This window comes from Pseudomonas sp., assembly GCF_035554175.1.
In the GTDB taxonomy this organism is placed as follows: Bacteria; Pseudomonadota; Gammaproteobacteria; order Pseudomonadales; family Pseudomonadaceae; genus Aquipseudomonas.
The window spans coordinates 49,840-64,145 of the sequence record NZ_DATMIV010000010.1 but is presented as its reverse complement, the minus strand read 5'-3'; the positions used below and the strand labels follow the sequence as shown (position 1 = coordinate 64,145).

Below are 14,306 nucleotides of genomic sequence, written 5' to 3'. Positions count from 1 at the left end.
ACAGGCCCTTTCATCTTTAAAGTTATAACTCAATAAAACCGATCAATCACCCGAACTTCATTCTTGTTCTGCATCGAGTCCCACGCCTGTTTCAGCGTCTGCAGCACATTACCGATGAAGTCCTTGTCGGCCGCAGCCTTCTTGCCGACGTAACCGTGACCGCGGCGGTACATCTTCAGGCGGGCCAGCAGGTTCTGGTTATTGCGGTCGAATTCTTCTTCGCCAGCGTGGGGCGACAGGCAGTCAATGTGCACCTGGCCCGACTTGCTGATCCAGAGAATGTGGCTGTCGTGGCTGTCTTTTTGCGCCGCGAACATACGAGCCAGTTCTTCGATGGTGGGTTGATTGTTCAGATTCATTGTTATGCCCCTTGACCAGTCTGATGATCTTTCAAAGTTGATTCGCTAATACAGGTAGACCATCGGTTAGTTGATCCCTGGCACCGAAACCAGGACGTCAGCGCTCGCCCGTATGCAATACGGGGTCGTGCATCTGTTGCATGTAGTCGTGTTGAATAACTGCTACGCAATAGCGTCACAACGAGGAGAAGCAGCGAAAACCGGGAGGCTCCTTGACGACATATCCAGTGTCGACCACAAGCGACTTGAGAATTTTCGCCAGCGCTTCTCGTCCTTGTACTGGACGTTCAGGCCAGGTCAGCTTCTTCAATCTGCCTTGTGGGCAGCGTGTATCCGGAAAAAACAACTCGGCGGTCAGACGAGTTTGCTCAAGCGTATTACCAGCGCTCCCGATCGGGGAGCGTCTTCATCATGCAAAAGCAAAACGATGCCGTCAACGGTTTTGTAGTGATTATTTTCAAGCACTACATATTGTCGGACAAAGCTGTTTTGGAATGAAAAGAGTTCGAATCTGCAGACGGGATCCTGGAACCGAGGATGGAATCAGCGGGGCGCCGGTCGGGTCGAGCGTTTGCGTGTGCCGGTGGTTTTACTGGCGCTGGATTTGCGTTTCTTCTTCCACGGCGCTGCGGCTTTGCCGGCGGGGGGCGGGCCGCTGATGGTCAGGCTGAGACTGGAGCAGCGGGTCACCTGCTTGCTCATCCATGCGGCCTGTTTGGTAACGAATTCTTCCAGGCTCATCTCACCGCTCTGCACCATGTCCAGCGCCTGCTCCCAGATTGCGGTGGTGCCGGGGTCGGCGATTGCGCGCGGCACTGCATCGATCAGACTGAAGGCGGCCGGTGTCGCGGCGAGGGCCTTGCCGTTTTTCACCAGATAGCCACGATCCAGCAGACCCTGAATGATGGAGGCGCGAGTGGCCTCGGTGCCAATGCCGGTGGTGTCCTTGAGTTTCTGTTTGAGCAGCGGATCTTCGACCAGTCTGGCGACGTTCTTCATCGCCTTGATCAGATCGCCTTCGGTGTACGGCTTGGGCGGCTGAGTCCATAAATCCTTGAGGTTCACCTGCGCCACCGCACATTCAACGCCTTGGTTCAAGGCCGGCAAGGTTTGCGGTGCCGGCGCTTCGCGGCCCTTGGCCGGGGCCAGCGCCTCAGGTAATGCGCGCTTCCAGCCGGGTTCGATGATCTGCTTGCCCACGGCGCGCAACGCTTGCCCGTTGCAATCGAAATCGGCCTGGGTGCGATCGTATTCGTGATTGGGCAGAAACTGCGCCAGATAACGTGCACGAATGAGCGTGTACACCGCACGGTGCTTGCCGCTGAGGCGCTCCAGGTTTTTCGCTGCTGCGGTGGGGATGATGCCGTGGTGAGCACTGACCTTGGCGTCGTTCCATGCCCGGGATTTGCGCTGGGGCTCCAGAAACCCGTTGAGCGCTTCGAGGCCCGGATCGGCCTGACGCAACGCAGCGAGAATGGCCGGCGCTTCGCCGTGCTGGCTCAGCGGTAGGTAGCCGCAGTCGCTGCGTGGATACGTGATGACTTTGTAGGTTTCGTAGAGCGCCTGGGCGATGTCCAGAGTTTCCTGAGCGCCGAGCCCGAGTTTCTTCGAGCAGACTTCCTGCAGCGTGCCAAGATCGAAAGGCAGCGGCGCCACTTCGCGCATGCGCTCGGTTTTCAGTTTGACCACCCGAGCACTGGCTGCGCTATTGATCGCCGCTGCCGCTTGTTGAGCCAGCACTTGGTTCAGGCAGCGATCCTGATCATCGCAAACGTCCGAAGGCGCACGCCATTGCGCGGTAAACGCCGTGCCTTTGTGCCGCAACTCCACATCGATTGCCCAGAAGGGCACCGGGACGAAATCGGCGATGCTGCGGTCGCGATCAACCACCAGTCGCAGGGTCGGCGTCTGCACTCGGCCAACCGGCAATACGCCCTGATAACCGGACTGACGACCCAGCAGGGTAAATAAGCGACTCATGTTCATGCCGATCAGCCAGTCCGCCCGCGAACGGCCGAGCGCCGAGTGATACAGGCTGAACGTCTCGGCTCCCGGTTTAAGCGCCGCGAGGGCTTTGCGGATTGATGCCTCGTCCAGTGCCGACAACCACAAGCGGCGGATCGGCCCGCGATAGCGGCAGTGTTCGACCAGTTCCCGGGCGATCATCTCGCCCTCACGGTCAGCGTCGGTGGCGATGATAAGTTCACTCGCTTCGCCGAGCAGACGCTTGACCGCTTTGTACTGGCTGGCGCTGCGCGGTTTGACGGTCATTTTCCACTTGTCGGGAATGATCGGCAGGTCCGCCAGTACCCAGCGCTTGTAGCGAGCGTCGTAGGCGTCAGGCGGTGCGGTTTCGAGCAAATGGCCGATGCACCAGGTCACCGTGACGTTCATTCCCAGCCAGCAGCCGTCGCCCCGACGCCGGGCGCCGAGCACGGCCGCAATGTCTTTGGCCTGGGACGGTTTTTCACAGAGGTACAGCTGCATATCTGCCATCGCTGGTTGGTGTGTGGAGTGGGCACAGGATGGCCGGAGTTGGCGGCGGGGGCAACTTTTATCTGTATGGATATACAGATAAAGCGTTGCTGAAGGTTTGTACCGTTCGGCTGCACGGCCAGCCGGGCCCGGGCCCGTCAGCTATACCTGAACCGGTCTCTTCGCTGTGTTCCAGGAGAACCTCATGAAAAGCCCCAGTCCCGTAATCAGCCTCGAACAACTGGCGGGCTGCCTGCTGGTGAAATTCCACGGCATCCAGGTCGCCGCGTCCTCCCACGCGCTGATCCTCCAGGAGGCCAACTACCCGCCGGTCTACTACATTCCCCGCGAAGACATCGACGAGAAATATTTCGCCCGCACCGACCACACCAGCTATTGCCCGTACAAGGGCGACGCCAATTACTTCAGCCTCCAGGTGCCGGGACATGAGGGCGCGAATGCGGTGTGGACTTACGAGAGCCCGAAAGTGTCGGTGGCGGCGATCCGCGACTATGTGGCGTTTTATCCGGATCAGGTGAAGTTCGAGGTGATCAAGGCTGAAGGCTGATGCCGCCGACGTACTTCATACGCCAGCGGCCAGTCTTGCCGAGTCAGCTATTTAACAAAAGCAGCGCCACCATCGGGTACCGCTTGTTGTCATGGCTGGGGGTTTTCTGCGCGTCTGTTGGGCAGACCCAGGCGAGCGCATCGTTGGGCAATGCCAGGAGCATTGTCTGAAAGGCCTCGATCTGCTCAATGCTTGCTGACTTGGTAAGCGAATAGGGGGCGATAAACACCGCGCCGACTTTAGGCTCGTCGTAGTCAAGCCGGCCGGCCTCAAAGGTCGCCAGTTTGCATTTGCCCAGTATCCAGTCGCGGGCGGCCGTCAGATTATCAATCGGCACGTAAGCGACCTTGGCTTCGATGCAAAAACCGTTTTTTTCGTCGGCAATGTACAAATCGTTGCGGCCGATCACCGAGGTCTTTTCGTCCGCCTCGGTAGCGATCTTGATGATCTGGTATTCCTCGATGGCGGTCCAGTCGGCTTTCCAGGCGGCTCCGGCGAGAATGCTGACGTTGGCCTGCTCGTTGTACCAGTAGGGCAAATCACCACCCTCCCACATATCAATGTAGCGCTGCGTGCAGGTTATCCAGCTGTTCAGTACTGGCTCGATTGCCTGCAATGCCGGGCAGGAAATGCCGACACGTTTATCGTTGAACATGGCGATACTCGTTCAAAGTTCGGGTCAGAAAAAGTAGCTGAGGAAGCCTTTGGATTGCCTGGCGCTGATCTCTTCGGCAAACAGATCATGCGTTGCCCGGAAAAAAGTTGCAGGGGCGCTGGAGGGTGTTTGTGAGGAGGGTGAATTGTTTGCCATATCCTGTTCCTTAGGATGATTGGATGTCGTTTGGGCAGACGCGCTCGGGTTATGGCACTGAGGCCATGCCGATCGCGCCGGCATGATAGGTAGGTGCCATCATTCTGTCGAACATCCAATCTCAAGGCAGTAGTCCGCTTCAGGGCTGGCCTGAAGCGGATTCGATGACGACGCTCAGTTCTTGTCCAGATCGATATTCTTCGTCTCACGCAAGCAGATCATTCCCACCACCAGGCTCACCCCGGTGATCAATACCGGGTACCACAACCCATAAAAAATGTCCCCGGTGTACACCACCAACGCAAACGAGACAGTCGGCAGGAACCCGCCAAACCAGCCGTTGCCGATGTGATACGGCAACGACATCGAGGTGTAGCGGATGCGCGTCGGGAACAGTTCGACCATCAGTGCCGCCAGCGGCCCGTAGCACATGGCCGAGATGATGATCAGCGCAACGATCAGAGCGACGATCATCGGTTTGTTGATCTGTTGCATGTCGGCCTGTTGCGGGTAGCCGGCGAGGGTGATCGCGCCGCGCAAGGCCGCTTCGTCATAACCGTCGATCTTCACGTCGCCGATACTCACCTGCACGCCGCTGCCGGCCGGGGCGGCGGCGCTGGTGTAGGGCAGGCCTTGCTTGACCAGGAAGGTTTTGACCTTGTCACAAGGGCTGTCGAATTTGGCCTTGCCCACCGGATCGAACTGGAAGGTGCAGGTCGCCGGATCGGCCAGCACAGTGATCGGTGCCTGACGGCTGGCCTGATCGATCGCCGGGTTGGCGTAATGGGCCAGGGATTTGAAGATCGGAAAGTACAGTGCGGTCGCCAGCAACAGGCCGAGCATCAGCACCGGTTTACGCCCGACCTTGTCCGACAGCCAGCCGAAAAAAATGAAGAACGGCGCGCCGATGACTACGCTGATGATCAACAGACTGTTGGCCACCGCCGGGTCCATTTTCAGGAACTGGGTGAGGAAGAACAGCACGTAGAACTGCGCGGCGTAGAAGGTCACCGCTTGTCCGGCGTTGATGCTGAACAAGGCGATCAGTACGACTTTGAGGTTCTCCCATTTGCCGAACGATTCGCGAATCGGCGCCTTCGAGGCTTTGCCTTCTTCCTTCATTTTCAGATAGGCCGGCGACTCGTGAAGGCTCAGGCGAATCCAGGTGGAAATGCCCAGTAGCACGATCGACAACAGGAACGGAATACGCCAGCCCCAGACTTCGAACTGGTCGCCGGTGAAGTAGCGGCAACCGAGCACCACTAACAGCGACAGCAGCAGGCCGAGGGTGGCGGTGGATTGAATCCAGCTGGTGTGGAAACCGCGTTTACCGATTGGTGCATGCTCGGCCACGTAGGTCGCCGCGCCGCCGTATTCGCCGCCCAGGGCCAGGCCCTGAAGCATGCGCAGCACCACGAGGATGATCGGCGCGGCGATGCCGATGCTGGCGTAGGTCGGCAACAGGCCGACGCAAAAGGTCGCCACGCCCATCAGAATGATCGTCGCGAGGAAGGTATATTTGCGCCCGATCATGTCCCCCAGTCGGCCAAACACCAGCGCGCCGAACGGCCGCACGATAAAGCCGGCGGCGAACGCCATCAGCGCGAAGATGAATGCCGTGGTGTCGTTGACGCCGGCGAAAAACTGCTTGCTGATCACCGCCGCGAGGGCGCCGTAGAGGAAGAAGTCATACCACTCGAACACCGTGCCCAGTGACGAAGCGAAGATGACTTTCTGTGTCGCGTTGCTGGTTTCGGCGCTGCTCGCAGCGTCCAGCGGCTGAGCGTGGTCTGACATATCGGTATCCCTCACAGTGATTGTTTTTGTTGTTCCACTGGTGTTGCGTGTCCGGGTGATGCGTTGCCTTGAATTTAACGCGGTCTCCTGTAGGAGCTGCCGAAGGCTGCGATCTTTTGACTTTGGTTTTTTTCAGGTCAGAAGCAAGATCAAAAGATCGCAGCCTTCGGCAGCGCCTACAGGCTCTGAGTCAACTCCAGTTTTGGGGTGCTGCTCTTGGTGCTGTGGTTGAGGATGAGTTGAGCCGCCTTCTCGGCAATCATCAGCGTAGGCGAACAGGTGTTGCCCGAGGTGATTCTCGGCATGATCGAGGCATCGGCAATGCGCAACCCCGGTACGCCATGCACGCGCAGTTGCGCATCGACCACCGCGTCACCGTCATTGCCCATGCGGCAAGTGCCGACCGGGTGGAAAATCGTCGTGCCGATTCTGGCCGCCGCTTCATGCAGTTGTTCTTCGCTTTGCAAGCTGTCGCCCGGCAGGTATTCGACCGGTTTGAATGACTGCAGGGCTGGGGCGCTGACGATGCGCCGGGTCAGCCGAATCGCATCGGCGGCCACGCGCAGATCTTCCGGATGGCTGAGGTAATTGGGCTGAATCAACGGCGCCGCTTGTGGGTCGGCCGAGCGAACTTCGATGCGTCCACGGCTCTGCGGGCGCAGGTCGCACACCGACGCGGTGAATGCCGGGAAGCTGTGTAGCGGCTCGCCAAAGCGCTCCAGCGACAGCGGCTGCACGTGATATTGCAGATTCGCTGAGGTCTGCTCCGGGCCGGAGCGGGCAAACGCGCCCAACTGGCTCGGCGCCATCGACAGCGGCCCGCTGCGGTCGTACAGATAACGCAGGCCCATGCCCATCTTGCCCCACACGCTGCCAGCGATCTGGTTCAGTGTGCGCGCGTTTTCCAGTTTGTAGATCAGGCGTAATTGCAGGTGATCCTGCAGGTTGTCGCCGACGCCCGGCAACTCATGAATCACGCCGATGCCCAAGCGTTCGAGCAGCGGCCGCGGACCGATCCCGGAGCGCTGCAGAATGCTCGGCGAACCGACCGAACCGGCGCACAAAACAATCTCCTTGCGCGCCTTGAACTGTTTGATCCGGCCTTCATGGCGCGCGCTGACTTTCGTCGCGCGGCCGTCTTCCAGCAGAACCCGATCAACCTCGACGCCGGTCAGCACAGTCAGGTTCGCCCGCCCTCGCAGCGGTTTCAAAAAAGCCTTGGCCGCGTTCCAGCGCACCCCGGATTTCTGATTGACCTGAAAGTAACCGCAACCCTCGTTGTCGCCCTGATTGAAGTCATTGATGCTGGCGATGCCGCTTTGCTCGGCAGCGCTGCGAAAGGCATCCAGAATCGGCCACGACAGGCGCTGTTGCTCGACCCGCCATTCACCTTGATTGCCGTGAAATTCAGCGCCGCCGGCGAAGTGGTTTTCGCTTTGTTTGAACAGCGGCAGCACGTCCTTCCAGGCCCAACCCGGATTGCCCGCAGCGGCCCAGCCGTCGTAGTCGTTGGCCTGGCCGCGCATGTAGATCATGCCGTTGATCGACGAACAGCCACCGAGCACTTTGCCGCGCGGATAGCTCAAGGCGCGGCCGTGGAGGCCAGGTTGTTGTTCGGTCTTGAAGCACCAGTCGGTGCGCGGGTTACCGATGCAGAACAGGTAACCCACTGGAATGTGAATCCACGCATAGTTGTCGCGGCCACCGGCTTCGAGCAGCAACACCCGTTGCTGTGGATCAGCCGAGAGCCGATTGGCCAGCAAACACCCGGCGGGGCCGGCGCCGACCACGATGTAGTCGTATTCATCGAGGGACATCTGCATGCCCTGACCTCGCTTTTTGTTTTTATTGTCGGACACTCTAGTTGTTAGCTTTCGTTAAAAGAATGTTAGTTTTTGCGCAGCCGCTGTGCATTTTCAAACAGCCGGAATCGACGATTGCCGACAAGGAGCCGCCATGTTCGACTGGAACGACCTGCGTTTTTTTCTCGAACTGCAACGCAGTGGCCGGCTGCTCACCGCCGCCCGCCGCCTGAACACCACCCATGCGACGGTGGCGCGGCATATCGAATCCATCGAAAAAAGCCTCGGCACCGCGTTGTTCATCCAGCACGCCCAAGGCTACGAAATGACCCCGGCGGGGGAGGCCCTGCTCAAACATGCCGAAGCGATGGAAAACGTCGCGCTGCTGGCGCAGGAAGAAATTACTCAGTCAACCGCGCCGCTGGGCAAGATCCGCGTCGGTGTGACTGAAGGCCTCGGTATCAAATTTCTCGCCAGTCGCATGATCGGCCTGTTCGAACGCTACCCCGGGCTGGAAGTGGAACTGGTCGCCGTGCCGCGCTTCGTCAGCATCCTCAACCGCGAAGCGGAAATCAGCATCCACCTCGAACGCCCATCCGCCGACATGCTCGTCACGCGCAAGCTCACGGACTATCGGTTGGCGCTGTACGCCAGCCAGGCGTATCTCGACAAGGCGCCGCCGCTGCAAAGCCGTGAGGATCTCGGGCGACACGCGTGGATCGGTTACGTGGACGACTTGCTGTTCAGTCAGGAACTGATGTTCCTCAACAGTTTCTGCCGCAGCCCTCGCGTGGTCTTCCACAGCACTAGCGTCATCGCCCAGCAGGAGGCGGCGCGCTCGGGGTTGGGCATCGCGGTGTTGCCGTGCTACATGGCCGCGTCCGACCCGGATCTGGTGCCGTTGCTGCCCCATGAAAGCATTGAGCGCAGCTACTGGATCAGCACTCGGCGGGAGCTACACAAATCGGTGCGGCTGCGGGTGGTCTGGGATTACGTGGTTGAACTGTGCGAAGCGGAGCATGGCCTGTTACGCGGTTAACCTGATGTACCCAGCCCCCTGTGGGAGCGAGCCTGCTCGCGAAAGCGCTGTATCTGAAACTTAAATATTGCCTGACCCTCAGCCTTCGCGAGCAGGCTCGCTCCCACAGGGTGATTCATCGTGGCTGCTTTCGCGGGTTGATAAATATATGGATATCCGTATATTCGTTTTCCCGCATATGGCAAAGGCGAGCACCATGATCACTCCCACCGAAGTCTTCAAAAGCCTCGCCGACGAAACTCGCGTGCGCGCCATTCTGCTCATCGCCGAGCAAGGCGAGTTATGCGTCTGCGAGCTGATGTGTGCGCTCGACGACAGCCAGCCGAAAATCAGCCGCCACCTCGCGCAGCTACGCAGCAATGGCTTACTGCTCGACCGGCGCCAGGGCCAGTGGGTGTATTACCGCCTCAACCCGGAGCTGCCGGCATGGATCGGCGAAATCCTGCGAGTGACCTCGAAGGCCAATGTCGATTGGCTCAATGACAACGCCATGCGCCTGCAACTCATGGATGGCCGCCCGGTGCGCGAACGCGCCTGTTGCTGAATCTTTTCATTTTTACGGAGCGCCCAGATGCGAGTCCTGTTCATGTGTACGGCCAACAGCTGCCGCAGCATTCTTTCTGAAGCCATGTTCAATCACTTGGCCCCCGCCGGTTTCGCGGCGGTGAGTGCCGGGAGTTTTCCCAAAGGCCAGGTTCTGCCGCGTAGCCTGGTGACCCTGCAACAGCACGGCATTGCCACCGACGGCCTGTACAGCAAAGGCAATGACGCTTTTGCAGAAAACCCGCCGGATATCGTCATCACCGTCTGCGACAAAGCTGCCGGCGAAACCTGCCCGGTGTATTTCGGCCCGGCACTGAAAGCGCACTGGGGGCTGGAGGATCCGTCCGAAGTGCAGGGCGACGAAGCCGCTGTCGACGCCGCATTCAACGCCACCCTGGTGCGCATCGGCCAACGCTGCCAAGCGTTCCTCGACCTGCCTTTTGACGCTCTCAGCCGCGATCAACTCAAGGCCGAGCTCGACCGCATCGGCACACTGTAAGGAGGCTCCATGTCAGACCATCTGCCCAACCTCGACACAACTCTGTTCAATGCGGCCAGGCCATCGATTATCGGTGAACACAAACCGCGCATCCTGTTGCTCTACGGCTCGACCCGAGAGCGCTCCTTCAGCCGCTTGCTGGTCGAAGAGGCCGCACGCCTGCTCGAACACTTCGGTGCGCAAACCCGGATTTTCAATCCGTCCGGTTTGCCACTGCCCGACGACGTCCCGGTCGACCATCCGAAAGTCCAGGAACTGCGCGATCTGGTGCTGTGGTCGGAAGGCCAGGTGTGGTGCTCGCCGGAGCGCCACGGTGCCATGTCTGCCGTGTTCAAGGCGCAGATCGACTGGGTCCCCCTCGAGCTCGGCGCCGTCCGCCCGACCCAGGGCAAAACCCTGGCGGTGATGCAAGTCTGCGGCGGCTCGCAGTCGTTCAACGTGGTCAACCAGTTACGCGTTCTTGGTCGCTGGATGCGCATGTTCACCATCCCCAACCAGTCTTCCGTACCGAAGGCCTACATGGAGTTCGACGAAGCGGGGCGGATGAAACCCTCGCCGTTTTACGACCGCGTGGTGGATGTCATGGAAGAACTGGTCAAGTTCACCGTGTTGCTGCGCGGCCAGCAGGCGCATCTGGTTGATCGCTATTCCGAACGCAAGGAAAGTGCCGAACAGTTGATGGCGCGGGTCAATCAGCGCTCGATCTGACCGCCAGACCACAGCCAGGCTCTATCCCCTTGCGGGAGTGAGCCGGCTCGCGATGACGCCAGCCCGGCACCGTTCATTTAGCGTCAGCCCAAATCCTCTTGTAGGAGCGAGCACGCTCGCATTAACACGCCATGGCTGGCACACGGCCACGGCTTGCGCCACCCAGCCCCGGCTGTCACCCTGCGGGCCGTTCAAGGATCAGAACAAGGAAATCGAGGATTGAGTGGCTACGTTCCAAACCCGCCGAAAAACTATCGCTACGAAGAAGCCAAACCCGTCGACATACATGCCCAGCACTGGGCCGAATATGAGAAACACGGGAAAGAGCCTGCGCGCGAGCCCGAGAAGATCGGGATTGCGCTGAGGATTGAAGTTTTCTTTGATGGGACTGGCAATAACGCAAACAACTCTGCTGCGAGGTTGCTTTGTGGTGCGCAGCATCCGATTGCGCCGCAGGATATACCGGCTAGCTGTGAGCCTTACATGAATGATCCGGACAGTAGTTATGGCGCGGGCCCGACGAATATAAGAAAACTGAGTGAGCTCTATGACGCCCCGGAGAGGGCCGAAGGTGAAGGCCTCCGAAAGCAAGCTTCCCGTATGATTTATGTAGATAGTATTGGCACTCAAGCGGGGGAGAAAGATAGCCCCTTCGGAGGTGGCACCGGACGAGGTGATACCGGAGTTGCAAGTCGGGTCCAGTCTTCATTTGAATCGATTGGTTTACGTATCAAAGAGCTCTTGGATGATAACCCGGGTAGCGAAGTGACTTCGCTGACCTTTGACACCTTTGGATTCAGCCGGGGTGCAGCCGCCGCTCGCCACTTTGCCAATCAGGTAGTGCGTGGTAAACAAGGCCCCTTGGGTGAAGTGCTACGGAGTCATTCTGAAGCTTTCCGCAGGACTTTCAATGATCAATACAATGGCGATATCAGAATGGGATTTATCGGGTTATTCGATACAGTTCCGTCAATCGCTGGTTGGTCCAATCTCGGCAATGTGAAAAGTCCCATTGCAACGGGCATCAAACTCTATCTGGATCGTCGTTTTTTTACCGACGTCGTCCATTTGGTTGCTCGTGATGAATGTCGAGGCAATTTTGCCCTAAACCGCGTAAAGCCCGCTCATCTAGAGATTACTCTGCCGGGCGTTCATTCCGATATCGGAGGTAGTTACCTCGATGAAGCTCAAGAATGTGTGCTCGTCAGCCCTATGCAAGTACTGGAGGTCTCGCTGCATACTGATGTTCTGACCACGTCTATTTACCGCGATGCGGTATTAGTAAGAGATCAGTGGCTAGCAAACGGATGGCCTGCTGAGATGCTGGAAATTGTAATGCCGCCTGCTCTGTTGATGCCGAGAAGCCCGCAAGATCGGATGAGCCCACGTGTCAAACGCGTGTATGCCGCTGTGCAGCTCAAACGTTCGGTTAGCGGCATGCTCTCCAGAGTTTATCTGCGTGTAATGCATAAGATGGCGAAAGATAAAGGCGTTCGTTTCAACGACATCTCAGACACGCCTGATCTGGCACTTCCGGCAGAACTTCAGGCTTTGTGTGATCGATTTGTCGCCGGTGATTACAGTACTACGCCAGAAGAGGAGCACATGCTCAAACTCAAATACATTCACATTTCTGCTAACTGGAACCATCCGCTTGGCAGGAAAGATGGAAGCGGCGTGAAAGCGGTGTACATCAATGCGCCGACACCTGACGCTATAAGAGTTCAACATCCGCACGTACCCGATTGGACGCTTTTTTGATGAAATTTCTTTCAAGCCTGCTCTGTGTGGTCTTCATGACTGGCTGTCACGCCAATCCACTTTCCACAAAAAATGATCCCAAGTCTCCTTGGTGGGAACTCGCATTCACCGAACCTGATTACATGAAGGTTTGGGTAGAAGATACCGCTGTAGAAGACGTCAAGGGCGACACTTTCTTAAGCACCGGCGGTGGATCCGCTTCAGGCGGCCAGCCGGAAGACGGCACAGACTCTGCCCGCGGTTGGCACGGTGTGGGAAGCACCGGAAAGGCAGTTGTTGGCGCTGATCTTCCCAAACGGATCTATGTTCGCTGGCAGTCCATTGTTGAACCGCAAACATATAAGGTCTGGGTGGACATTCCAGAAGAAGCCAGGCAACTGATGCTTGAGTCTGTAAACCAACGCTGCGTAAAAACACCCGAACAAAAGGGGCGTTATAACGCGTCTATTTACTTGGGCCTGGCTCCCGGTGGTGTCGTACAAGTCTGGGTCAGAGACTCATGCCACCATCCTGTCAAAGTCGCCAGAGCACAGGCAGAGATCGAGCCTTTAGGGCCAAGTCAGGGTAAGAACCAAGGGCGCTACGCATATCCCGTTAATGAGAAGTCGAAGCGATATATCGAAAAATACGGCATTCCATACGGAAGTTGGTAGCCGCTGAGCCGTGAGTCGTCCAATATGAGGCCGTGCTTAATATGATGTACGGCTGCCTGGGTACTGACCAGCGACCACTCTTTCAGTCAATGAATAACTCGCTTCTCAGATCAGTATCTCAAACGCCGCACTACCCAACACCTCTCCATTAACCATCACCTGCACAGCATGCCGCCCAGCAAAATGCTTGCGCGTTGTGAAATCTTTAATGACCTGATTGCGCCGTACGACGTCAACCCCAAACCCCGCCAACTCCAATGTCTTCAACTTGAACACCTTCCGTGAAACCTTGCCGTTGGCCTTTAAATAGTCAATCGCATAATCAATCACCAGCCTTTGCTCATGTGCCAGCGTCGACTTCACCGTAAACGACAAAGTAATCGCGTCTCCCAACCTGACCACCGCTGGCGCAACTTTTACATCAAGTAACTCAACCTCAGCTTTTGCCCCCGCGCCAATCACCGTCAACGCCCGCAAATCCCCCTGCTTGATCAAACTGCGCAACGCATGCTTCGCAATCCAGGCCGTATGCTTGTTCTCCAACGACCACCCTTCAATCGTGTCCAACACCCACTCCGGATGCACCTTCGTCACATCATTCAAATGATTCGCCACGGATTTGCGCACGTACAAACTCTCATCCGCCTTCAACCGATCCAGTATCCCGGCAGCCAGTTGCGGATCAGCTTGCACCGCTTCCAGGCGAAATGACCAAGGCAGGCGAGGACGGCTGCCTTCGCTGGCGAGGCGGCGGACGTGGTGGTTTTCGTCTTGGGCCCAGTCGTACATGAGTTCCAGCGAGCGCTCCAGATTTGTGCGCAAAAAGTAGCGGATGGCGAATTCTGAGGAGCCGAAGGTAGTGAAGTACTTCAGGGCTTGCATGGACGTCTCGAACGCGTGCCCGCCGTAGCTGGCGACATAGTGAGGCAGGCACATGCTGACGAATCCGCTGTTCAGCCTTGGCGCGAGTTCACGTAATACCTCGAGGGAATCTTCGTAATTCAGCGGCAGCACGGCGTGTAGGCTTTCGGCGACGCGGGCCATGCGTTGCATCACCGACAACTCGGCCAGCCCTTGGTTGGCATGCTTGATAAATGCTGTGCCTTTGAACGCGGGATACACCGCGCTCATTTCATCGGCAATGTGCTGCAGGCGTTCAGCGTTGAAGATTTCTTTTAACGCCGGGGCGGCGGTGTCGGTGGTGCTCATGGTCAATTCATCGGTGTGCTGGTGAATGCGACGGTGCAGGTGGAACGGGCGGGAAGGCATAACCTAGCCGAGCCTGAGGCAA

At 58.0% G+C, this 14,306-nt stretch carries 13 protein-coding genes; 7 read left to right on the top strand and 6 right to left on the bottom strand.

Annotated elements, in window-relative coordinates:
• Nucleotides 1-29: 29 nt before the first annotated feature.
• A complete protein-coding gene (locus tag VNV36_RS03835) occupies nucleotides 30-359 on the bottom strand; it encodes a hypothetical protein (RefSeq protein WP_085602835.1) in 330 nt (109 codons plus the stop codon).
• 543 nt (nucleotides 360-902) lie between these two features.
• Entirely contained in the window at nucleotides 903-2,846 is a 1,944-nt protein-coding gene (locus VNV36_RS03830) for a DNA topoisomerase III (RefSeq protein ID WP_325716393.1), read from the bottom strand.
• 193 nt (nucleotides 2,847-3,039) lie between these two features.
• Between VNV36_RS03830 and VNV36_RS03825 the strand changes: the two genes are divergently transcribed.
• Nucleotides 3,040-3,402 carry a DUF427 domain-containing protein gene (locus tag VNV36_RS03825; protein ID WP_325716391.1) on the top strand — a complete coding sequence of 121 codons (363 nt, stop codon included), beginning with the start codon at nucleotides 3,040-3,042 and terminating at the stop codon, nucleotides 3,400-3,402.
• Between the two features lie 43 nt (nucleotides 3,403-3,445).
• On the opposite strand, the gene VNV36_RS03820 is transcribed toward VNV36_RS03825, so the two are convergent.
• From VNV36_RS03820 to VNV36_RS03810, 3 genes are all read right to left on the bottom strand, one after another.
• Nucleotides 3,446-4,057 (bottom strand): hypothetical protein, encoded by a 612-nt coding sequence (locus VNV36_RS03820; RefSeq protein ID WP_325716389.1) that lies wholly within the window; start codon nucleotides 4,055-4,057, stop codon nucleotides 3,446-3,448.
• 330 nt (nucleotides 4,058-4,387) lie between these two features.
• Nucleotides 4,388-6,010, bottom strand: coding sequence for an MFS transporter (locus tag VNV36_RS03815; RefSeq protein ID WP_325716387.1), 1,623 nt, complete (start codon nucleotides 6,008-6,010; stop codon nucleotides 4,388-4,390).
• 176 nt (nucleotides 6,011-6,186) lie between these two features.
• Nucleotides 6,187-7,833 (bottom strand): GMC family oxidoreductase, encoded by a 1,647-nt coding sequence (locus VNV36_RS03810; RefSeq protein WP_325716385.1) that lies wholly within the window; start codon nucleotides 7,831-7,833, stop codon nucleotides 6,187-6,189.
• A gap of 133 nt (nucleotides 7,834-7,966) precedes the next feature.
• Between VNV36_RS03810 and VNV36_RS03805 the strand changes: the two genes are divergently transcribed.
• The 6 genes from VNV36_RS03805 to VNV36_RS03780 all read left to right on the top strand — a co-directional run bounded on the left by VNV36_RS03805 (nucleotide 7,967) and on the right by VNV36_RS03780 (nucleotide 13,015).
• Nucleotides 7,967-8,851: a LysR family transcriptional regulator gene (locus VNV36_RS03805; RefSeq protein ID WP_325716383.1), complete on the top strand. Its 885-nt coding sequence runs from the start codon at nucleotides 7,967-7,969 to the stop codon at nucleotides 8,849-8,851.
• A gap of 196 nt (nucleotides 8,852-9,047) precedes the next feature.
• Entirely contained in the window at nucleotides 9,048-9,395 is a 348-nt protein-coding gene (locus tag VNV36_RS03800) for a metalloregulator ArsR/SmtB family transcription factor (RefSeq protein WP_325716382.1), read from the top strand.
• Nucleotides 9,396-9,422: 27 nt separating this feature from the next.
• Complete coding sequence (locus VNV36_RS03795) at nucleotides 9,423-9,893, top strand: arsenate reductase ArsC (protein WP_325716380.1); 471 nt, start codon at nucleotides 9,423-9,425, stop codon at nucleotides 9,891-9,893.
• 9 nt (nucleotides 9,894-9,902) lie between these two features.
• Complete coding sequence (gene arsH, locus VNV36_RS03790; protein ID WP_325716378.1) at nucleotides 9,903-10,601, top strand: arsenical resistance protein ArsH; 699 nt, start codon at nucleotides 9,903-9,905, stop codon at nucleotides 10,599-10,601.
• Nucleotides 10,602-10,820: 219 nt separating this feature from the next.
• Nucleotides 10,821-12,362 (top strand): T6SS phospholipase effector Tle1-like catalytic domain-containing protein, encoded by a 1,542-nt coding sequence (locus VNV36_RS03785; protein ID WP_325716376.1) that lies wholly within the window; start codon nucleotides 10,821-10,823, stop codon nucleotides 12,360-12,362.
• Complete coding sequence (locus VNV36_RS03780; protein WP_325716374.1) at nucleotides 12,362-13,015, top strand: DUF2931 family protein; 654 nt, start codon at nucleotides 12,362-12,364, stop codon at nucleotides 13,013-13,015. Before VNV36_RS03785 ends, VNV36_RS03780 begins: the two co-directional genes overlap by 1 nt.
• A 105-nt stretch (nucleotides 13,016-13,120) precedes the next feature.
• Here the strand turns inward: VNV36_RS03780 and VNV36_RS03775 are convergent, their stop codons facing one another.
• Nucleotides 13,121-14,224 (bottom strand): DNA alkylation repair protein, encoded by a 1,104-nt coding sequence (locus tag VNV36_RS03775; protein ID WP_325716372.1) that lies wholly within the window; start codon nucleotides 14,222-14,224, stop codon nucleotides 13,121-13,123.
• Nucleotides 14,225-14,306 lie beyond the last annotated feature (82 nt).

Coding starts and splice junctions, on each gene's coding strand:
- VNV36_RS03805 (WP_325716383.1), top strand. CDS start 7,967: ATGTTCGACTGGAACGACCTGCGTTTTTTTCTCGAACTGCAACGCAGT.
- VNV36_RS03795 (WP_325716380.1), top strand. CDS start 9,423: ATGCGAGTCCTGTTCATGTGTACGGCCAACAGCTGCCGCAGCATTCTT.
- VNV36_RS03775 (WP_325716372.1), bottom strand. CDS start 14,224: ATGAGCACCACCGACACCGCCGCCCCGGCGTTAAAAGAAATCTTCAAC.
- VNV36_RS03800 (WP_325716382.1), top strand. CDS start 9,048: ATGATCACTCCCACCGAAGTCTTCAAAAGCCTCGCCGACGAAACTCGC.
- VNV36_RS03830 (WP_325716393.1), bottom strand. CDS start 2,846: ATGCAGCTGTACCTCTGTGAAAAACCGTCCCAGGCCAAAGACATTGCG.
- VNV36_RS03810 (WP_325716385.1), bottom strand. CDS start 7,833: ATGCAGATGTCCCTCGATGAATACGACTACATCGTGGTCGGCGCCGGC.
- VNV36_RS03820 (WP_325716389.1), bottom strand. CDS start 4,057: ATGTTCAACGATAAACGTGTCGGCATTTCCTGCCCGGCATTGCAGGCA.
- arsH (WP_325716378.1), top strand. CDS start 9,903: ATGTCAGACCATCTGCCCAACCTCGACACAACTCTGTTCAATGCGGCC.
- VNV36_RS03815 (WP_325716387.1), bottom strand. CDS start 6,010: ATGTCAGACCACGCTCAGCCGCTGGACGCTGCGAGCAGCGCCGAAACC.
- VNV36_RS03835 (WP_085602835.1), bottom strand. CDS start 359: ATGAATCTGAACAATCAACCCACCATCGAAGAACTGGCTCGTATGTTC.
- VNV36_RS03780 (WP_325716374.1), top strand. CDS start 12,362: ATGAAATTTCTTTCAAGCCTGCTCTGTGTGGTCTTCATGACTGGCTGT.
- VNV36_RS03825 (WP_325716391.1), top strand. CDS start 3,040: ATGAAAAGCCCCAGTCCCGTAATCAGCCTCGAACAACTGGCGGGCTGC.